Below are 20,442 nucleotides of genomic sequence, written 5' to 3' on the forward strand. Positions count from 1 at the left end.
ATGACGTCAATTTTGAGACTCCAAGACCTGAGCAAGGCATTTGGCGCGGTCACAGTCGCCGATGCTATGAGCTATGAGGTCCGGCAAGGCGAGGCACTTGGGGTAATCGGCCCGAACGGTGCCGGTAAAACCTCGATGTTTAATCTGATCACCGGGACGCTCAGATCGAACTCGGGTGTCATAGAATTCAATGGGCAGAACGTCACTAAATGGAGCGCCGCAAAGCGCAGCCATGCAGGCATCGCGCGTTCTTTTCAGGTCCCGCAGCCGTTTTCGGGCATGACCGTTTTTGAGAACGCGATGATCGCCGCCACGCAGTCGGCGGGCATGCGTGGACATCAGGCAGAACGTTTTTGTCTGGAAGTTCTGGACCAGACAGAGCTGCTGCCCAAGGCAAACGTTCTTGCCGGTAGCTTGACATTGCTGGAACGGAAACGCCTGGAACTGACACGTGCTTTGTGTGCCAAGCCCAAACTGCTGTTGCTCGATGAGATTGCAGGTGGTTTGACCGAAGCCGAGTGCAAGTCACTGGTTCAGACCATCAAAGATATCCATGCCTCTGGCGTTACCATCATTTGGATCGAACATGTCGTTCATGCGCTGCTGGCCGTTGTTGACCGCCTGATCGTTATCGACTTTGGCAAGAAGATCGCCGAGGGAGAGCCGCAGGCAATCATGGAAAGCGCCGAAGTCAAAGAAATCTATCTGGGGATCGAAGCTGATGCCTGATCCGATCCTCCAGACACGCGGTTTGAATTCTTACTATGGTGATTTCCAAGCGCTTTATGAGGTCGATCTGGACGTCGGCGAGGGCGAGGTTCTGGCCATCATCGGTGCGAACGGTGCAGGCAAGACAACCCTGATGCGTTCCATCACCGGGTTGCTTGCGAACCAACCGGAGCAGATCCAATACAGGGGCAGGGACATCAGCTGCCTTCGCGCAGATGAAGTCGCCGAATTAGGTCTGGCGATGGTGCCCGAAGGTCGTCAGCTGTTTCCGTCTTTATCGGTCAAAGAAAACCTAATGATCGGTGCTCAGGTTGGGCGCAAAGGTCCCTGGGATCTGCAAGCTGTCTACGACCTGTTTCCGATCCTGGATGAGCGCAAAGATCAGGCCTCAACATCGCTTTCGGGTGGCCAGCAACAGATGGTTGCAATTGGGCGTGCGCTGATGGCCAACCCCGATCTGATCCTCTTCGACGAAATCAGCCTCGGACTGGCACCGATCATCATCAAAGACATCTACGAAGCGCTGCCCGGCATCATCGGCGAGGGCATGAGTGCAATCATCGTCGAACAGGACATAACCAAGGCACTGTCAGTTTCAAGCCGGGTCTATTGCCTGCAAGAGGGCCGCGTTTCGCTGGAAAGCGCGTCTGACACCGTTTCGCGCGAAGACATTTCGCGCGCGTATTTCGGGATCGAATAATATGGAATGGCTGAACGCTATCGTGCAGGGAACTTTGCTGGGTGGGCTATACGCGCTGTTTGCCGCAGGTCTGTCGTTGATCTTTGGAGTCATGCGGCTCGTCAATATCGCCCATGGCGATTTGATTGTTCTGGCCGCGTATCTGGGGCTGACTGTGACGACAGCCACAGGGATGCATCCGATGGCCGCATTGGTGGTCGTGGTGCCTGCTATGGGGCTGATCGGATACGCCCTTCAACGCGGCCTGCTGAACCAAACTCTGGGCGACGATATCCTTCCGCCCTTGCTTGTCACCTTCGGACTGAGCGTGATTGTCCAGAACGGGTTGCTAGAGGTCTTCACTGCTGACCCACAGGACCTTGATGCAGGCGCATTGGAAACGGCGGGCGTCGCTGTTGGAGGGTTGACGCTTGGGCTTCTTCCGCTCCTGACCTTCGGGATCGCTGTCGTGGTGATCTGGGCGCTACAATGGACCTTCTATCACACCGCGCTTGGCCGAGCTTTTCGGGCTGTGTCCGACAATCAAGACATTGCACAGCTTATGGGCCTCAATCGACGGCATATCTTTGGACTGGCCATGGCGCTGGCGCTGGGCGTGACCGCAATTGCCGGTATCCTGCTTGGCATTCGGACCAGCTTTGATCCGTCCATCGGTGGCGGTCGCCTGATTTTTGGATTTGAGGCCGTTATCATCGGTGGGCTCGGCAATCTTTGGGGCACACTCATTGGTGGCGTCATCCTTGGTGTCGCGCAAACTATTGGGGCCAAGATCGATCCGGGTTGGCAACTGTTAGCCGGCCATATCGCCTTTCTTGTCATTCTCGCGGTGCGCCCAAACGGCCTTTTCCCGAGGGTATCCGGATGAAACTCCAAGAATATTCGGTTTCCCGTTCTTCGAAACCAGCCCGCGTTGCTGCGATCCTGGCCGCAATCAGCTTGCTTGTTTTAATTGCAGCCCCTTGGTGGGCAGGTCGCGCGGACATGCGCCTGATGGGTGAACTTTTCCTCTACCTATCCCTCGCCACCATTTGGAACCTCATGGCGGGTTACGCTGGTCTCGTGTCGGTCGGTCAGCAGGCCTATGTCGGCTTCGGTGGCTATATGCTGTTTGCACTGACGATGCTGGGCGGTTTGCATCCATTGGTTGCTATCGCAGCCGCAGGGGTCCTGGGAGCGTTGATCTCGATCCCGGTCGCCGTCCTGATCTTCAGGCTTCGGGGGGCATATTTTGCAATAGGCACCTGGGTCATCGCTGAAGTCTTCCGGCTGAGCTTCGCGCAAATCTCAGCGCTTGGCGGAGGGTCAGGATCTTCGCTGCCCGTTGCCATCGTGAAATCACTGGCGTCCGGGCGCGCGATGCGTGAGGCGCTGAGCTATTGGCTGGCACTCGGGGCCGCCGTGCTGGTTGTAACCGCCGTGTATCTCTTCCTGCGTTCGCGCCAAGGTTTGGCGTTGACGGCAATTCGGGACAACGAACTGGCCGCCGGTAGCCTTGGCATCGATATCTGGCGAACGAAGTTCATAGTGTACGTCGTCACGTCGGCATTCACGGCGATGATCGGCGCGCTGATCTTCTTGCAAAAGCTGCGCATATCGCCGGATGCGGCGTTCAGCGTCAATGATTGGACTGCCTTCGTCATCTTCATCGTAGTGATCGGCGGCATCGGTACCATCGAAGGCCCGATCATCGGCACACTCGTCTTCTTTGCGCTGCGCGAAACGCTGGCCGACCTAGGAACAACTTACCTGATCGTTCTCGGCGTGGTCGCAATTGTCGTCATGCTCAAGGCGCCAAAAGGCATTTGGGGCGTGATCCGTAGCCGCTATGATCTGCAACTTTTCCCGCTGGGCTATCGCGTAAAGCACACCGGACAATCCAAGGAAAACTGAACCTATGGCCCGTCAGAAAAAGACCATCATTACATGTGCTGTAACAGGAGCGATCCACACACCAACCATGTCGGATGCGCTCCCGTACACTTACGACGACATCGCACGGCAGGCGATCGGGGCCGCCGCGGCCGGAGCGTCGATCCTACACCTCCATGCCCGCAACCCTGAGAACGGGTCGCCATCGGTCGATCCGGATGACTTCGCGCCATTCCTGCCTCGTATAAAACAGGCAACGGACGCTGTTGTGAACCTATCGACCGGTGGATCCCTGACATTGCCCATTCAGGACCGGATCAATCCGGCCAAGACTTTCAGCCCCGAGATGTGCTCGATGAATATGGGTTCGATGAACTTCTCGTTTCATCCGCTGGCTCACCGATATGGCGATGATGATTGGAAATTTGATTGGGAGAAAGACTATGTCGCGAACTCCGATCAGAACATCTTTCGCAATACGTTCCGGGACATTCGCGAGGCGGCGGAAACGCTTGCGCCGCACGACATCAAGTTCGAACATGAATGCTACGATGTGGGCCATTTGTATAACCTGAAATTCTGCATGGATATCGGGCTGTTTAAGGCACCCATTTTCATTCAGTTCATCTTTGGCATTCTCGGGGGCATTGGACCCGAAGTCGACAATCTGATCTTCATGAAACGTACTGCTGACCGGCTGTTCGGTGACGACTATCGGTGGTCGGTCTTGGGAGCAGGTGGAGCACAGATGTCTCTTGCCACGACGGCAAGCCAGATGGGTGGTAACCTTCGGGTCGGTCTTGAAGACAGCCTATTTATCTCTCGTGGAAAACTGGCCGAATGCAACGCTCAGCAAGTCGTTAAAATCCGACGTATTATAGAAGATCTGGGCAGTCAGGTCGCAACCCCAGATGAAGCAAGGGAAATTCTGGACTTGAAAGGCGGAGACCGCGTCGCTTTCTGAAGGTAGGATGACCAATGACTACTCTCTTCGACCGACATTTTTTTGGAGTTTACGAAAGCCCAAGGAGTTTGAGCCATGCGATTGAAAGTTCTGACAATCAGTGCGCTTCTGACAGGATTTACGGCGGTTCAGGCTCATGCGCAAAACGCATCTCGGGACATTACCAATCTCTTGCTCAGTAACCGATCAGCAGATTGTGCAGACTATGCTGGCGTGTATTCCGCTTCAGTGGAAGACGTCACCCGCCAGCAACATTTTAACTCCGAACTCGAAATCTCGGCAGATAGTCAGCAGTGTACTCTTAAGACCAATGGCATTCCTAATCATGATTTCAACGGGCCTACAGCCAACTTCGCCAACGATGTAAGGGAATTGTCAGGCACTTTTCGGGTTCCCAGAAATCCAGAAAAAGCCCCCAACCAAACCGCACTGTCGCAACGGAGTTATGATGCCATTTTGTTGAATGGCGTGCCGGTCGATTTGCTCTCGGCCGGGTGTTATCGCCCAAGCGGGCCGCGAGCAGACAAGAATGGCAACGTTTTGGCGGGGTGTCGAGACACGGATCCTTGGTTGCTCGATCCCCCGTCCTACGATCAGTATTTTGGTGTGGATCTTCACAATGCCCACGCCCAGCCCGACGGAAGGTATCATTACCATTCCAATCCAAATGCTCTGTTTTTGGATCACGACCTTGATAAGCCGTCACCAGTTATTGGCTTCGCAGCTGACGGCTTTCCGATCTACGGGACGATATTCAAAGACAGCGATGGCAAAATTAGACCGGCGATCTCTGGCTATGAACTTAAAACCACGCCGAGACCTGCTCCGCCTAAAGGGCCGGGTGGCACTCCGGACGGGACATACATCGACGACTACGAGTTCACCGGGGCTGGCGATCTGGATGAGTGCAATGGCATGACTGTGGATGGTGAGTATGGATACTATGTCACTACAAGCTATCCATGGGTGCTAAACTGTTTGGTCGGACAACCTGACCAGTCATTTGACAAAAAGCGGTGAGTTGTCTTGGCTCTTCCAATCACCGAAAGTCTATTAGAGTCAAGTTTCCAAGCTCTCAAAAGCTTTGATGGCGCCATCTGATTTGTCTGTGTGGTGATGGGCAATCGTCCAACTGCCCCCAATACGGCGAAATACGTTTGTGGCTCTGTGTGCGACTTCGATCCGTTTGCCTCAAGGGAGGAAAATCCCTTTTTCTAACCCAACTTCATAAACAAAGTCACCAAATGTGAAGATGATGCGTTCCTTCATTTCAACCATCCCACATTCAAAAAATTCTGCGGCATTCTTCTACGCAATCCAAATAGTATCCAAGCCCACTTCGCTCCCACCATTGGGGCGCATCGCTGTAACGCCATGGCTAAGTAACCATACGCTGATCATTGGTCTCGGATTCTTGTTGAACACGCTATTCAGCGCCGAACAAATTTCTTCAGACGCAGCAAGAATTTCGTCGTTTTGTGCCATGAACCTTCTCAGAAACTCAATTTGGGGTTATGGCAACAGGCTGTATCGACCGGCTTCGTACGAATCAGACTAAGCTGGGCAGTCAAAGCTGGATATCGGACCATATACGGGGCTGCAATTCGAGCGATGGTTGCAAAAATCGGTCAAACTGGAACTCTGCTGGTTTCAGCGCCAAGCTTTGTCGCAACTAACGTCATTGACTCGCCTGGCGCTCTTTTTCTGGCCAGAATTCATCCACCACGACATATGCGATGATTACAAAAAAAGCGGCGCTGGCGACTTGCAATACGCGAGTGATGCTCTTGACGTCAGCCTCGTCTGAAAACGGCGCAACCGAACCGCCATATACAATCAGAGCTGTTGTAATAGCGGAACCGGCGGCGGCGGCGAGCGGGACTTTTGACTTTCCAAGTGCTCCGAGTGTTAGGCAAAAGAAAAAACACAGCAGAATGGGGGTTAGAATAACCGGAGCTATTACGTTTATTTCATAGCATATGATGGAGACTGCCGCCCCAAGTAGATTTGCCGTCAGCATTGCTTTTGCAACTGCTTTGCCTGCAGCAGGCATTGCCGCAAGTTGCTGGCTCAGCAGGGCGACAAAAAACAGAACCAACAAAGCAGAAGCGCCGGAAATAAAGAACGCCATAGCAAAGGGCACTGTGACCAGAGACATCCTGACTATTCGGCGATGTGAGTCGAAGTCCGGCGATGTTGCCGCTTTCTTTTTAGGTGCCGTTTGAGGTGCAGCGGGTATCAACACGAACATCAGCGTCGATACGAAGCCAGCAAACAGCAGGTTCAACGGGATCCAATACACGAGCACCAGAGCCAGATCCTGTGATTGCAGCACCAAATTCGGAATCATCAACGCCCCCATGAGAGCGATGACACCCGGCAATACTCCGGCACCGGAAACTGACCAAATGAAAGACAGGATTATTCCAATGGCCACCAGAATTAGAAACACAAGAGGATAAGGTGAGAAGATTGACGACAAAAGGAATGAAATGAACATCAATCCAATCGAGAAGACAAACAGTTTACCAAATGCTGCCATAGGTAGTGCCGCAGGTGCTTGAAGGAAAAGGGCAGTGAACACCGCCCCAACAACGGCAAGGGGCCACCCAAGAAATAGGCCCAATGCAAAGACACCCGTAACACCCAGTGCAAGCCGGGTGACAGAGCTTTGATCCTCAGTACGCATAGGAGAAGATTGAAACCACGCGGATGTAGGCGCGGCCTACGAGGTTCAGCAACGAGTTGTCGCTTAGATACATGATCACATCGGCCTGCCCGTTCAGTTGAAAGCGAAGATCGTCTTCGGCACTTCCAGCTTCATAGCCGGGTAAAACAATCCTGACCGGAAACCTTTCAGGCTCCCGCAAAAATCCCTTGGTGCTTGGCGGGCTCGCCAATTGCCCCGGCTCATCACCGCCACTCAAAGAAACAGCAGCACTAAAGCTCTCAATGACGCCCGGAACAATCTTACCTGGATGCATATCCAACACCACATCAACCGGAGACCCTATTGAAGCTCTTCCCAGATTGTTCTCGGTAAAATACGCCTCTATCCAGACGTCGGTTGCATCCAGAAACGTCAAAAGATCCTGACCGGATCGCGCATACGTTCCGGGGGCAATCAGCAGATTAGAAATGACACCTGTCGCCGGAGCACGCAATTCGGTCCATTCAAGGTTCAATTCCGCATCCGCCAAGGCCGCCAGTGCGCGCTGGATTTTCGGGTTTTCAATCCCATCGTCACCAAGCCTTTGCTTCGCTTTTTCCAAATCAGCTTTTGCGTTCTCAAAGTTTGCCTCAGATTCTGCCAGTTGTCCTCGTGCATCATCGGCCTTTGAGACGGCAATCAACCCTTTCTTTTCAAGCGCAAATACACGTTCCGTCTGAATGCGCATCGTATCCAGATCGCTCTGCGCCCTTGCGAGTTTGGCTTGTGCCGCACTTACCTCTGCCGAAGACGCACCCACCTCTTGGGTCGCCGCTTCAAGATCAGCTTCCGCCTTTGAACGCTCGATTTCGTAGGGTCTGGAATCTATTCGAACCAGAACATCACCTGCCGAAACGACTTGGCCGTTTTCTACCAAAACTTCCGTTACCGTTCCGGTCACCTGAGGCACGATTTGGGTGGCCACCGCTTTTACTCTGGCGTTCCCGGTAAATGGCGTTTTTCGATCAGCGACCAGATACCAGACAAGAAAAATCAGAATGACAGCCAGGGTTGTCCATATCGTTTTCCTCATTTCGCCGCACCTTCAACAGTGCCCTCGGCTTCAGGTGAGGTATCAATCCAAACCTTGAACAGCTCATAGAAGACAGCAAAGAGAACCGGCCCCATAAAAACGCCGATCAAACCATACGCCATCATACCTCCGAGAACACCGATGAGGATGACCAGCATGGGAGTCTCAAGGCCTTTTGAGATGAACACGGGTCTTAGGAAACTGTCCATTATCATGACGGGAACGGCCAATATGGTGAAGATCAGAGCAGTTCCGCCGGACATAGAACTCCAAGCGTAGATAATAACGGGTATCAGAACCAGTCCGGGCCCGATTTGGATAATCGAGAGTATGAGGCAGACAAATGCCAGCGTGGCGGCCGAAGAAATCCCAAACAACGCCAGCAGTATCCAAACGAAAACAGCCTGAATGGCTGCTACGCCAATCACGCCTTTTGTAACGTTCCGGATCGTTGCGCCTGCCAGTGTCACGAATTCACCGCCGCGTGGTGCAAAGACACGGTTGGCAAAGCGCTGAAGACCCTGGACCAAATTTGGCCCCGGGCTGAACAATGCCCCCATAATCAACACGGACAGAGCTAAGCCAAGAAGCCCGATACCAATGCCCAGCACCTTTCCGAAGAGCGATTTGGTTATCTCAAGGATTTGCGCGCCGTATTTTGCAAGCGCGCCGTCAAGATTGCGCTCAAACATTCCCCAGACATCGGAGATTTTATTTCCAACCAACGGCAATTCCTTGATCCCCTCGGGCGCAGGGGGGATTTTCAATTCACCCTTGTCTGCTTGTTCAGCGAATTCAGACCCAAGTTCTGCGGCTCCAGATACCGCAGTTGCGACTGGCCCGAGGGTCAGAACAAGGCCCAACAAAACCAAGATCGTTGTGGCAAGCTTTTTCCGCCCTCCTAGCTTTGATTGTAGCCAATCAAATGCCGGGTAAAGCGCGACGCAGAGGATCGTCGCCCAGATGACTATGCTTGCAAGCGGAGCCACCATTACCAAGGCGCTGTAGAGGAATAATCCGAGAAAGAGCAATCGTATCGCGAGGTCGACAATCTTCGCGTCCTGGGTCTTTTCCATTCCATCCCTCCACTATCTGTTTTCCAAACAATACACTCAAAAAACGTAATATGTATATTTTTTGAGTTTTCGGCGATCATCTATCAGTTTGAAGGTACGAGTGAATCCGAGGCACGGTTTCAGATGCGCGGTCGCACTGATACCTGCGCATGAACTCAAATTGCCTTAATTTGGGATAATCTATTTGTCCGTTTTTTCGTCGTCTTGGGACAAGATTGTATCTGCCACTGTGGTCGCCGCAGTCACGAAAACACCCAAGCCTACAATGATATACACCATTGTGAAGATTTTCCCCGCCGCAGTTTCAGGTGAGAAGTCACCGAACCCTACGGTCGAAATTGTCACTACGGAAAAGTAGATCGAGTCTAACCAACTCCAACCTTCGACAAAGTGGTAGAAGACCGAGGCCCATAAAATCATTCCGACTGTGAAGGCAAGAAGGCCTTTCACTCTACCGTCCTTGAAAGCGACGCCTATCCCACGTGTTATTCTAGTTAGCGAATTCATTGTGTCCCCGTCGTTTGAAGAATTCACATATAACAGTAATTAGATGGATGTGGGAAATTGAAGCATTTTAACCGCGTCTAGTTTAATTGGGGCGTCCAGGCGCAGTCGTCAAAGCTAATGCAATGTGCTCGTTTATGAAACGTTAAACGCGTTTCAAGCCAGTTATTTTGAAACTGGATCAGCAGCACATCCTAAATTTAGTCCTTTAACCGTTTCTTGGCCGCCCGACCAATTCCGCAAGAGAAGTCGGCTAAATGGTCAAGGTCATTTAGGGTTCAGCAAAATAAGAAGCCACATATTCCATTAACATGATGCTTTAATGGTCTAGTCTGCCCAAGAAAGGAATCAGAACCTTAGGAGAAAAGCGTGCGGTTCATCACAAGAGGTGTAATGGTTTGTTGCGCTGTCGCGTTCGTCGCGGTTGTTGTGGCATGGCTTTTCCTGTCCTCTGCGTTGTTTTCTTCTTTCAGAACCACTTTTGTTGAAAACCTGATCTCGAAGAAACTTGGTCAGGACGTGTTAATAGAAGATGAAGTGCGTCTAGGCTTTGGTCGGCAACTGCAGGTATCCGCAGCGGGATTAGTACTACCCGGCGCGATCAAGACCGAAGCGAACCTGGCAGCAATCGACAAACTTGAGTTCAAAATTTCCGCCCGCGACCTTTGGAACAGCAAATTGTCGCTGAGTAAGCTTTCTATCTCGGGTGTTCACCTCAACTTGCTCACGGACAAAGACGGTGTCGGAAACTGGCAGTCCACTTCCCAAACGGGCGCTAAAGCCGGGGATCCGGCCAAACCTGCAAACCTGTCTGTGGCTGGAATTCTAACGGACCACGAAATTGACCTGACCGATGTCACCGTTCTTTACCAGAACGATCTAAACGGGCTTGGTCTGGATCTGCAGCTTCCTGAGCTGAATTTAAAGCGTGATACAGAAACCGACGTTGTGACCGCGGTTGGGGCTGGTTCACTAAATGGAGAGAAGTTTGATCTGAACGCGAGCATTCCCGCGGACGACCCGTTTCAGGTCGCGGTGAACTTCGAACAGATTGCGATTGCCGCCGAAGAAGTCCCTCAAGAGAACGGGCTACAAGTGAATACGACCATAGAGGTTGCCGAACTTGGTCAGCTTCTTGATATCCTGAAGCTCAACCGCGTTCTGGAGGGTTCAGGAAGCATTAGTGCAACATTCAAATCAATCGACGGCGTAGCCCGGATTGATGACCTAGCTGTATTGACTGAATTGGATGGTGGGCAAAGCCTTTCGCTGACGGGACAAATCGGAGAGTTGGGAAACCCAGAAGACGTATCCCTGACAACCCGCATTCGGTTGTACCCTGAAGATGCTGAACCCGCCCCAGCCGCGTCGCGGTATGATCTAAAACTAATAGCAGTTGACATGGTTATCGATAGCGTACCCGGGCAGGTCCCGCAGCGGCAAATGGTCATTGAAACCAACGGGTTCACATTGGATACCTCTGGTGAAGGGCCGCCCCCGATTAAGTTTTCCGAGCTTTCCAGAACACCCGAAGGCGCCTTGAGTGTTGGAAACATCAATTTGAGAATTGGGAACCCTGCTGATCCATTTATCATTTTGGACGGTTCGGTCGAAGACGCGTTGCAATTACAAGGCATATCGGCCGACGGGTTAATGGATATACCCGCAAGCAGCTTGATCTCATCAGAGCTTCTGGGACCGGATGATCAACTTGGTCGATTTTCTGGTAACTTTCATTTGAACGGCGACATCAATCAGCTTTCGCTGACAAATTTGGGTGGCCAGACAAGCAAAACGGAACTTTGGAACCTTGAGGTGCATGGCTCTGTAAAAAATGTGCTCAAATTCGAGAACCTGGATTTGGCAATTCAAGTAGAAGTCCCCTCCGGAGCGGACCTGTTAGAAGCCCTATCGCTTGAACGGGTGGAAACTGGACAGGCTATCTTTGAAATTGGCCTTGCCAGCGAAGGAACCGATTGGGATGCGAATGCCAAAGTCAAGGTTGCCGACTCTGTCCTGCAAATTATGGCCGATCTTGATGATGCAACGAGTGATCCTGTACTACAGGGTTCCATAGAGAGTGACTTGATAAAGATAGATCAGATCCGAACCATCGTTCAGGCCGCTGCACAATTGAGGAAAATAGGCGGTCCAGAGCCCGACGAGGAAGACGTCATTGAGGAATCCGGCGACACTAGTCCTCTAAGAGACGTAACACTTAAACCTATTGGGCGTTCAATTCTCTTGTCCGGTATGGATATGGATGTCGACGTTGACCTTCGGCACATAGAGGGTGCCAAAGGCATCAGCAGTTTGCAGAGTGAACTGACGCTCAACGAAAATGAACTCAAGGCCGGACCTTTGAATTTTGAATACGGAGGTGCTCATTTCGATGTCAGCGGACAAATGGATCTATCGAACGACGCGCATCTGCTCACGCTGACCGGCACAGCAGGCGGCTGGCAGCTGGATGAAATTCTTCACAACCTGAACTTCAAAAAGGGCGCAAGCGGTACCATCTATGCAGATTTTTCGGTGACCGGCGGAACCGATTCACCTAAGCATTTTGCCAACAGCATGAACGGCAATGCCACGGTCTCAATGCGTGACGGCTCGATCGAGACCCAGCTTTTGGATCTGGCAGGGCTAGGGATACTACCTTGGGTGTTTACCAAAGAGAAACAAAAGGTTGCTCCGATCATATGTTTGCGTGCACCGATTAGTATTTCCAATGGAAGTATTTCGACGAAACAAACCACATTGGAAACAGATCATGTCCAAGTCGTCGTCTTTGGCGGTGTTAATGTGGCGGGGAAGGTTTTGGACCTAAATCTGCAGCCCCGCAAGATTGGCGAACCGCTTTCAAAGAGCCCCTGGCCCGTGACCTTGAAGGGCCCACTAGAAAAGCCGAAGATCAAGGTAAAAGACGGTCCCAAGCGACTGAAACGATCGGATGGTGCGGACAAAATGCCGGCAAAAAGAAAACTCTGCGTTCCGGATATTTTACAACTGCAGTAGTGGCGAAGGCAGTCGACAAAAGAACACAAATAAAGTTCAAAAAGAATGACATCGCTTTCAGGATGCGATCTTTGCTTTGGGTTTTCTCTCGATGTATTCCACACTTTAGTTGAATGGAAACTCTCTTAGAGTTCAGCCGACATGATGTAAGGACTGTGAGACGCAAATGGAAAAACGTGTGCACTATTGAAATGGCAGCTAAAGTAAAATCAATAGCTTAGTTAAGCGTGAGCGACACATAGCTCTGCCACCAGCGACATAAACTTGCCATTTTCGCCTCACTTCCATCATCCATCACCTCGCCCGATTTCATCGATCCTGAGTTCCTTATGGGAAAATCTGGGCTAATTTGCAGTTCAGTCGCCGAGGGCGCCTGATCCTGCTGATCTACCACGTGGCGAACGCGGATGCGGGCGAGGCAAACCGACGCCACCCCAACATCCGCTTCTGTACCACGCTTAAGGATCGGGAGATCCATGGCTGTTTGCTTCGAGTGGGTAAGAAACAAAGCGAGAATAACGCTACCGCTACTTTCTATCATTTTCATTTAGAATAAATTTTAGAAATCTCCCCAACACAATTGGGAGGTCAATTAACAGGATGGAACGGATGCAAGAAGCATAGTTTCTCATGCTTCGAATTGGAGGTTGCTCAAGAAATGGTTCGCAAAGCCCTTTGCGAAGCTTTCGATGGGCACCCCTGTCGCGATGAAATTTGGCGACTAGCAGCTTACGTTAGGCTCTAACCAGTTGCGCTCCGCGGGCATCCCAATCGTTTATCTGAGCTCTGAGCGGGCCCTCGCCAGCACCAACAGTTTTGCTCGTGCAGCAGGTTCCGAACCGCGCGTTGCTGCCATTGGTGATGATAGGTGCCGCACTCGAAACGAAGGTCTGCTTGGTGGCCACAACAGACCTGGTGATTAAGGCATTGGGTGGTCAAGTGCAAATACCATCGCATCGGCAAATGTTCCATCTGTACTGCCGTCATCCACAATGACGAATTCAAAACCCCGAATCAGAGCCCAGGCGTAGGTATCAATTCGTTTTATCATGCGCCGGGATTACGACCGTGCGCTCCGGCCTGCTTTCCAACAGCAGGTGGTGACGCCGTCAATCAGCCCCAAGTCTAACAGATCTTTGATGTTGCTTACTTCTGCAGTATCCACGAAAAATTTCATGGTTTTCCTCATCGTGTGTGAGCTAATATTGGTTGCACGTGAATTCGCTTAGAGGCGCTGCATCGACGGATGGCGGGGTCCAGGGCGTAAATTCAGAACGCGTGGCGCGTCCCGAATTCGGTGCAGTTCTGGTTTAATCTTAGGTCGGCATTTCGACTAGTGCTGATGACGAGTTCTGCATTTGGCAGATCGTTCGCTTTTGCACGTTTCAATGCCGTGACCGGGTCAAAGCCATGGCTGATCCAGCGGTGTTGCAGCCTGTTTTCAAGCTCTTCCAAAGTTGGGCTGATAAAAACCGTCGCGGCATAAACATCCGTCAGGTTTCTCCATGGGTCGCTGTCCATCAGAAGATAGTTACCCTCAACGACGACGACCGGAGTTGCCGGGTGAACCGCAATGGCGTTGGCAATAGCTAGGTCCATTGTGCGATCGAATTTGGGATGAAAGCACTCGTGGCGCGTAACTTGAAGCTCTCTGATTGCAGCGCAAAACCCGACCCCGTCGAAAGTCTCTGGCGCGCCTTTTCTCGCCAGCAATCCACGCGTTTCCAGCACGCGGTTGTCCAAATGGTAACCATCCATTGGTACAAGTGTGGCTGACGGAACCGCCGAGCTCTGTTGTGTGTTCAGCGATTGCACAACGGCTTCCGCTAAGGTCGACTTTCCGGATGCGGGGGGGCCGGCGATTGCGATAATCGTCCGGACTCCAACTTGCCGCCGGGAGGAGATCAGGTCGCAAACGCGCTGTACGTCCTGCTCGATCACGCTGCGTCCTCTTTTGGGGGTTCTTTGGCACCGGTCATGAAGGCGACTGCATCGGACATCGTGTAATCCTTGGGATCAATTGTGCAGAGCCTTTTACCCAACCGATGCACATGAATGCGGTCGGCAACCTCAAAAACATGAGGCATGTTGTGGCTGATCAGGATGATCGGAATGCCACGCGCACGCACGTCCTGGATCAGTTCAAGCACCTTGCGGCTTTCCTTGACGCCCAAAGCAGCCGTCGGTTCGTCCATGATGATAAACTTGGTTGCAAAGGCAGCGGCACGAGCAACGGCAACACCTTGGCGTTGGCCACCAGAGAGAGTCTCAACCGCCTGATTGATCGACTGTACAGTCATCAGCCCAAGCTCGGTCAGTTTTTCACGGGCAAACTTCTCCATCGCTGGACGGTCAAGCTTACGCATGTATTTACCCATGAACCCCTGCTTGCGGATTTCGCGCCCCATGAACATGTTGTCCGCAATCGAAAGGGCAGGAGACATGGCGAGCTGCTGATAGACAATCTCAATCCCCATATTCCGCGCATCGATCGGAGAGGTGAAGTTAACCTTTTTGCCCTCGATCAGAATCTCGCCTTCATCCGGGATTGTGGCGCCGCAGATCGCCTTCACGATGGATGATTTGCCCGCGCCGTTATCTCCGATCACTGCCAGGATTTCCCCCTGGCGCAGTTCAAAGTCGGAATGGTCGATGGCGGTAACGTGGCCATAGCGCTTTACGATCCCGCGGCCTTGGACGACTGGAGTTGAGTCTGACATTAGCCCGATACCTTTCTAATCCACTGGTCGACGGCAACCGCAGCGATAATGAGAAGTCCGATAAGTAAGAAGGTCCATTGTGCGTCTGCGCCCAGAAGCCTAAGCCCCAAAGTGAACACGCCAACAATCAGCGCGCCAAACAGCGATCCCAGGATGGATCCCCGCCCGCCAAACAAAGAGATGCCCCCGATCACAACCGCGGTGATGCTTTCGATATTGGCTAATTGACCGGATGTAGGTGAAACCGACCCGATGCGCCCGATCAAGGCCCAGCCCGCAAAGGCACAGATCAAACCGGATAACATATAAACTGACATCAGCGTTCTGTGCACGTTCACACCGGATAGTTCAGCCGCCTCAGGGTCATCCCCCACTGCATAGACATGCCGGCCCCAGGCCGTGTGTTTGAGCGCGTAAGCCAACACGAAAATCAGTACGAGCATGAATATCACGCCGACCGTAAAGGTCGCGCCACCGATGCTGAATTTGGTGCCAAAGAATTGCAGGAACGGGGCGTTGGCCTCGATATCCTGGCTGCGAATTGTTTCGTTTGCGGAATACAGGAAGTTTGTCGCCAGAACGATCTGCCACATGCCGAGCGTGACAATAAAGGGCGGCAGCTTTACGCGACTGACCAGCCAGCCATTAAGAGCCCCGATCAGCGTTCCCATTGCCAGCCCGCACATCACAGCAATGGGCACGGGGATACCGTAGCGGAAGGTGAACTGACCCATGATGACGGATGAAAACACCATGATCGCACCGACGCTCAAGTCGATGCCGGCGGTCAGAATGACAAGGCTTTGCGCTGCGGCCACGATGCCCACGATCTGAACCTGCTGCAGGATCAGCGTCATCGCAAAGGGTGAGAAGAATTTGGACCCCAGCAGCAGGCCGAAAATTACGATGGCGCCGACCAGAACGATCAACGGCACAAAGGAAGGGTTGACATGGAGAAGATGCTGCAACTTCCCCAGAACACCACGCCGGTGATCTTCAAATTCCGCTACGGTTTCTGACGCGTTGGCGGCGGTTTCGAATTCCTGGGCGTTTTGGTTTGCTTCAGACATCTCTCCCCCTTTTCGTGGCTGGCATTGCGTCCACGAAATCAGTTTACAGGAAGTTTAGGTTTGCTGGTGAAAGGATTGATGAGGCGCTGCGGCGCGCCTCACCTTGTAGGGCTGCCTTTAGCCCCAGCAGAGATCCAGGCCTTCTGCGACAGACAGCGACTCGACCCCATCAACCGGCTGGTCGGTGATGAGTGCCACACCCGTGTCATAGAAGTCTTTGCCGGGTGTGTTTTCGGGCTTCACGCCCTCTTCGGCCCATTTTTTCACGGCCTCAACGCCAAGCGACGCCATCAACAGCGGGTACTGTTGGCTTGTCGCCCCGATCACACCGGCTTCGACGTTTTGGACGCCGGGGCACCCCCCGTCAACCGAAACGATCAGTACGTCGTTTTCACGCCCGATGGATTTCAGCGCCTCATATGCGCCCGCAGCAGCCGGTTCGTTGATCGTGTGAACAACGTTGATGGATGAATCCTTAGCCAGAAGGTTTTCCATCGCGCGGCGCCCGCCTTCTTCATTGCCGTCGGTCACGTCACTGCCAACCAGACGCGCATCGGTTTCGTCACCGATGACATTCGGGTCCGCCAGGTCCACGCCGAACCCGTCGAGGAAACCCTGATTGCGCAGAACGTCTACTGTCGGCTGACTGACGTTCAGATCCAGCGTCGCGATCTTGGCATCGGCTGCGGCGTCGCCCATTTTGGCCTTGGCCCATTGACCGATCAGAAGGCCGGCCTTGTAGTTGTCCGTCGCGAATGTCGCATCCGCCGAGTCAATCGGGCTCAGCGGCGTATCCAGCGCAATGACCAGAACGCCTGCATCTCGCGCCTGTTTAACCGCAGGAACGATCGAGCTGGTGTCGGATGCCGTCAGCAGAATGCCTTTTGCGCCATCGAGAATACATGTCTCGATAGCCTGAACCTGAGTTTCATGGTCGCCATCGACCTTGCCGGCAAACGCCTTGAGCGTCATGCCCAGCTCTTCTGCCTTGGCGGTTGCGCCTTCCTTCATCTTAACGAAAAAGGGGTTGGTGTCGGTCTTGGTAATCAGGCAGACGGTTTCACCAGCCGCTTGCGCGGATGCAGCGGCCAAAGTCAGCGCAGTCGCGGATGCGGCGAGCTTGAGTAGATTTCTCATGTTGTCCTCCCAGAAAATTGTTGTGGCCCCGCGCGGAATAGCGACAAGGCGGGCCTCCATCCTCCAATGAAGGTCCCGTTCAAGAAACCGTGATTCTAGCCTCTGTGTCAATAAATAAATAAAGTTTATTTATTAATTTGCCCACGTATCTTTTCATAAGAAAACAAGGTGTTTATGTTTAAGGTTATGGAAAGAGAGGCGTTGAAAATACTAACCGGCGGGGTAAGCCAAAGCGGTGTTCGTGATCATAACGAACGCCTCATTCTGACGGTTTTACAACGGCATGGACCTGCTGCCGGGGCGGACGTCGCGCGGCTGACGGGCCTGTCACCCCAGACCGTGTCGATCATTCTGCGTAAGCTCGAAAAGGACGAGATTCTCAAACGTGGGACGCCGTTGAAGGGCAAAGTTGGGAAACCTTCGATCCCCATGGAGCTCAATCCCGAAGGCATTCTGTCGGTGGGAATGAAGATCGGTCGCCGCAGCGCCGATCTTCTTTTGATCGACTTCACCGGTAAGCCACGCCAACAGCTCTCGACGACTTATGACTACCCGCTACCCGAAGCAGTGTTCGGGTTTCTGGAGGTAGGATTGGAAGAGCTTCTGGCCAATGAACCCCAGAAACTTCGGGACCGTGTATGCGGGATTGGAATCGGAACACCGTTCGAGCTGTGGAAGTGGCACGACCTTTCTGGGCTTGCGGCTCAGAAATTCAGGTCCTGGAGAAACGTGAACTTCTTTTCCGAGGTGGCCAAGTTCAGCGAACTGCCGGTCTTTGTGGTCAATGATGCTACTGCCGCGTGTCACGCGGAGCACCTCTATGGCCGCGGGGCTGAGTATCGAGACTATTTTTATTTCTTCATAGGCTCAATGATTGGCGGAGGCGTTGCATTGAATGGCACCGTATTTGAGGGCAACCAAGGCAATGCCGGTGCCTTGGGTGCCATGCGAACGACGGGTCCTTTGGGTGAAAGCCAGCAACTGATTGACACTGCATCGCTGTTCCTGCTCGAGGACAGGTTGATAGAAGCGGGTGTTGATCCGGGAATTTTGTGGAAAAAGCCGCAGGACTGGAGCAGCATTTCTCGCTATGTCGAACCATGGATCGGTACCACCGCGCAGGAACTGGCCAAAGCTGCGCTGTCTATTTGCGCGGTCATCGACTTTGAGGCAATTTTTATCGACGGCGCATTCCCATCTGAAATACGGGAGGAGTTGGTCTCACGAGTTCGTCGTTACCTAGTCAACCAAGATAAACGCGGTTTGATTCCTCCGGTTGTAGAAGCTGCGGCTGTCGGAGAAAACGCCCGCGGGATTGGGGCGGCAAGCAGCCCGATTTTCCGCCAGTTTCTATTGAACACTAATGCTGGGCTTTCTGGGATGTAGTCGAAACTCATAGGGGTTAAATTTCCTAAGTAGAAAGGGACCGCATAATGTCAATCTTCTCAAAACTCTTTGGTGGCGGTGAAAAGTCGGAGATGCAACCGGTCTCGTACAAAGGGTTCGACATCTTCCCCGTTTTGATTGCCGAGGGCGGAAAGTATCGCCTATCGGCCCGTATCGAAAAAAACATCAACGGAGATCGTAAGGCCTATGCGCTGATCCGGGCGGATGTCTTCGAAAGCCGGGATCAGGCCGAGAGCTTTAGCATCACCAAGGCGAAACAGGTGATCGACGAGCAAGGCGAGTGTATTTTCGGTTAACCGAAGGCAATGAAGGGATGCTGAAACAGCTCTGCACAAACCTTTTGCAGAACTCAAACGGTCATTGTCCAGAACAGTCCAAAACTGTCCTGATTGTTGAGCAAGAAGAAAGCACCATTACGCTCTCGGTTGTTGGCGATGGTCCTGGCGTTCCCGAAAACACACTGGGTAAGCTTTTTATTCCATTCGATAAACTAGAAAGTGAACGGAACAGTGTTGGGAATGGTTTGGGATTGGCGCTGTTGAAAGCTATCGCATATCATCATTCATCGCTCTTATCGACTACAAATAACTCAACTGGGTTGACTGTCTCAATTCAATTCGAAGTTGCGTGGTGACACATAATAAGTGAGCGAAGCTAACTTGGTACTTATGAAACATGGGGCCATAGAAGGTAGTCAAACGATCGAGGCCGGGCGAAATTGTCTCGAAACAGCGTTAATTTAAGGTGCTGACAGGGCGAGGGATGTCCCGCTTTGATGTAATCGGGTAATTCGGCGCGGTGGTGTGGATCAATTAGTGGACCATAATTGGCTCAAGAAGAAGGACGAACTGCTGAAACGAGCTGAGTCGGATCTGACGTTGTACGACTTGATCCTGATAATGGCTTTGACAGCACCTTCTCTGGCCCGCTGGTCGTCGGGCCTCGATTGATCGAGTGTTCTTCAGGTTCAGCGTATTGGAAACGTCCCAGCGATTGACATCGAGTACCCGAACCGAATTAAATCGGTTTGTTCGGTCTTGATATGGTTGGCGAACTGCCTGAGGACCGTGCGGACCGGAATATCGGGCTGCTCTGATTGTGATGAAAAACCTTTGAGTTGCAAAAGGCAAAACCAGTGCGCCCAAAAAAAGATCGAATGCCTCAAATTCAATGGTTTGCGTGTCGCCGAATGGCAAAAACTATGTGTCGCCCCAAATTCCTGGTGAACGTCGCACCAACCTGACCCTACCGTCTCAGTTGGACCAGAAACGAAGTGAGCGTTCGATATCGGAAGGCACCCCAGATGTTGGACATTAACTGATATTGACCTTCGCGTTTTAAACTGACCCAAGTTCCCCATGTTAATACTCCAGCAGAGAGTTACGTGTGATCTGGCTTTCCTTTTGGAGGATCAGGTCTGATTTGCAGATCAGACAGCGAAGCTGCCTGTTCCCGCTGATCTGCCACGTGGCGAACGAGGGAGAGGGCGAGGCTATGCTATTCGA

General features: G+C 52.4%; 21 protein-coding genes. 10 read left to right on the forward strand and 11 right to left on the reverse strand.

What is annotated here, in order from left to right; all coding sequences use genetic code 11:
• From ACR0AW_RS16015 to ACR0AW_RS16040, 6 genes are all read left to right on the forward strand, one after another.
• Complete coding sequence (locus tag ACR0AW_RS16015; protein ID WP_170733659.1) at positions 1-729, forward strand: ABC transporter ATP-binding protein; 729 nt, start codon at positions 1-3, stop codon at positions 727-729.
• A complete protein-coding gene (locus ACR0AW_RS16020; RefSeq protein ID WP_170424709.1) occupies positions 722-1,429 on the forward strand; it encodes a branched-chain amino acid ABC transporter ATP-binding protein in 708 nt (235 codons plus the stop codon). Before ACR0AW_RS16015 ends, ACR0AW_RS16020 begins: the two co-directional genes overlap by 8 nt.
• A gap of 1 nt (position 1,430) precedes the next feature.
• A complete protein-coding gene (locus ACR0AW_RS16025) occupies positions 1,431-2,294 on the forward strand; it encodes a branched-chain amino acid ABC transporter permease (RefSeq protein WP_170733660.1) in 864 nt (287 codons plus the stop codon).
• The gene (locus ACR0AW_RS16030; protein ID WP_170733661.1) at positions 2,291-3,319 is read left to right on the forward strand and encodes a branched-chain amino acid ABC transporter permease; all 1,029 of its coding nucleotides are present in this window, start codon (positions 2,291-2,293) and stop codon (positions 3,317-3,319) included. The genes ACR0AW_RS16025 and ACR0AW_RS16030 overlap by 4 nt, the downstream gene beginning before the upstream one ends.
• 4 nt (positions 3,320-3,323) lie before the next feature.
• Positions 3,324-4,262 carry a 3,5-dioxohexanoate:acetyl-CoA acetone transferase gene (kce, locus tag ACR0AW_RS16035; protein ID WP_170733662.1) on the forward strand — a complete coding sequence of 313 codons (939 nt, stop codon included), beginning with the start codon at positions 3,324-3,326 and terminating at the stop codon, positions 4,260-4,262.
• A 75-nt stretch (positions 4,263-4,337) separates the two neighbouring features.
• Positions 4,338-5,282 (forward strand): YHYH protein, encoded by a 945-nt coding sequence (locus ACR0AW_RS16040; protein ID WP_170733663.1) that lies wholly within the window; start codon positions 4,338-4,340, stop codon positions 5,280-5,282.
• A gap of 39 nt (positions 5,283-5,321) precedes the next feature.
• Here ACR0AW_RS16040 and ACR0AW_RS16045 read toward each other — a convergent pair whose 3' ends face one another.
• The 6 genes from ACR0AW_RS16045 to ACR0AW_RS16070 form a co-directional block, all read right to left on the reverse strand.
• A complete protein-coding gene (locus tag ACR0AW_RS16045; RefSeq protein ID WP_170733750.1) occupies positions 5,322-5,444 on the reverse strand; it encodes a nuclear transport factor 2 family protein in 123 nt (40 codons plus the stop codon).
• A gap of 126 nt (positions 5,445-5,570) precedes the next feature.
• Entirely contained in the window at positions 5,571-5,747 is a 177-nt protein-coding gene (locus ACR0AW_RS16050; protein WP_170733664.1) for a hypothetical protein, read from the reverse strand.
• A 193-nt stretch (positions 5,748-5,940) separates the two neighbouring features.
• Positions 5,941-6,951, reverse strand: coding sequence for a DUF2955 domain-containing protein (locus ACR0AW_RS16055; protein WP_170733665.1), 1,011 nt, complete (start codon positions 6,949-6,951; stop codon positions 5,941-5,943).
• Positions 6,941-8,005 (reverse strand): HlyD family secretion protein, encoded by a 1,065-nt coding sequence (locus ACR0AW_RS16060; protein ID WP_170403695.1) that lies wholly within the window; start codon positions 8,003-8,005, stop codon positions 6,941-6,943. Before ACR0AW_RS16060 ends, ACR0AW_RS16055 begins: the two co-directional genes overlap by 11 nt.
• Entirely contained in the window at positions 8,002-9,081 is a 1,080-nt protein-coding gene (locus tag ACR0AW_RS16065; protein WP_170733666.1) for an AI-2E family transporter, read from the reverse strand. The genes ACR0AW_RS16060 and ACR0AW_RS16065 overlap by 4 nt, the downstream gene beginning before the upstream one ends.
• Positions 9,082-9,261: 180 nt before the next feature.
• Positions 9,262-9,531, reverse strand: coding sequence for a potassium channel family protein (locus tag ACR0AW_RS16070; protein ID WP_480439390.1), 270 nt, complete (start codon positions 9,529-9,531; stop codon positions 9,262-9,264).
• Between the two features lie 423 nt (positions 9,532-9,954).
• Between ACR0AW_RS16070 and ACR0AW_RS16075 the strand changes: the two genes are divergently transcribed.
• Positions 9,955-12,603, forward strand: a complete 2,649-nt coding sequence (locus ACR0AW_RS16075) for an AsmA family protein (RefSeq protein WP_170733667.1) — start codon at positions 9,955-9,957, stop codon at positions 12,601-12,603.
• Positions 12,604-12,820: 217 nt separating this feature from the next.
• On the opposite strand, the gene ACR0AW_RS16080 is transcribed toward ACR0AW_RS16075, so the two are convergent.
• The 5 genes from ACR0AW_RS16080 to ACR0AW_RS16100 form a co-directional block, all read right to left on the reverse strand.
• Entirely contained in the window at positions 12,821-13,150 is a 330-nt protein-coding gene (locus ACR0AW_RS16080) for a hypothetical protein (protein ID WP_170733668.1), read from the reverse strand.
• 722 nt (positions 13,151-13,872) lie between these two features.
• Positions 13,873-14,544 (reverse strand): nucleoside/nucleotide kinase family protein, encoded by a 672-nt coding sequence (locus ACR0AW_RS16085; RefSeq protein ID WP_480444231.1) that lies wholly within the window; start codon positions 14,542-14,544, stop codon positions 13,873-13,875.
• Positions 14,541-15,323 (reverse strand): ATP-binding cassette domain-containing protein, encoded by a 783-nt coding sequence (locus tag ACR0AW_RS16090; protein WP_170402609.1) that lies wholly within the window; start codon positions 15,321-15,323, stop codon positions 14,541-14,543. Before ACR0AW_RS16090 ends, ACR0AW_RS16085 begins: the two co-directional genes overlap by 4 nt.
• Positions 15,323-16,393, reverse strand: coding sequence for an ABC transporter permease (locus ACR0AW_RS16095; RefSeq protein WP_170392953.1), 1,071 nt, complete (start codon positions 16,391-16,393; stop codon positions 15,323-15,325). The genes ACR0AW_RS16090 and ACR0AW_RS16095 overlap by 1 nt, the downstream gene beginning before the upstream one ends.
• A gap of 117 nt (positions 16,394-16,510) precedes the next feature.
• Entirely contained in the window at positions 16,511-17,530 is a 1,020-nt protein-coding gene (locus ACR0AW_RS16100) for a sugar ABC transporter substrate-binding protein (protein ID WP_170392952.1), read from the reverse strand.
• A 186-nt stretch (positions 17,531-17,716) separates the two neighbouring features.
• Between ACR0AW_RS16100 and ACR0AW_RS16105 the strand changes: the two genes are divergently transcribed.
• From ACR0AW_RS16105 to ACR0AW_RS16115, 3 genes are read left to right on the forward strand one after another with little or no spacing between them, the layout of a single operon-like run.
• Positions 17,717-18,916, forward strand: coding sequence for an ROK family transcriptional regulator (locus ACR0AW_RS16105; RefSeq protein ID WP_170402926.1), 1,200 nt, complete (start codon positions 17,717-17,719; stop codon positions 18,914-18,916).
• A gap of 47 nt (positions 18,917-18,963) precedes the next feature.
• Positions 18,964-19,233 (forward strand): HlyU family transcriptional regulator, encoded by a 270-nt coding sequence (locus ACR0AW_RS16110; protein ID WP_170733669.1) that lies wholly within the window; start codon positions 18,964-18,966, stop codon positions 19,231-19,233.
• Between the two features lie 17 nt (positions 19,234-19,250).
• Complete coding sequence (locus ACR0AW_RS16115; RefSeq protein ID WP_170636310.1) at positions 19,251-19,571, forward strand: ATP-binding protein; 321 nt, start codon at positions 19,251-19,253, stop codon at positions 19,569-19,571.
• The last annotated feature ends 871 nt before the right edge of the window (positions 19,572-20,442 follow it).

It is taken from the genome of Ruegeria sp. C5 (genome assembly GCF_056537605.1).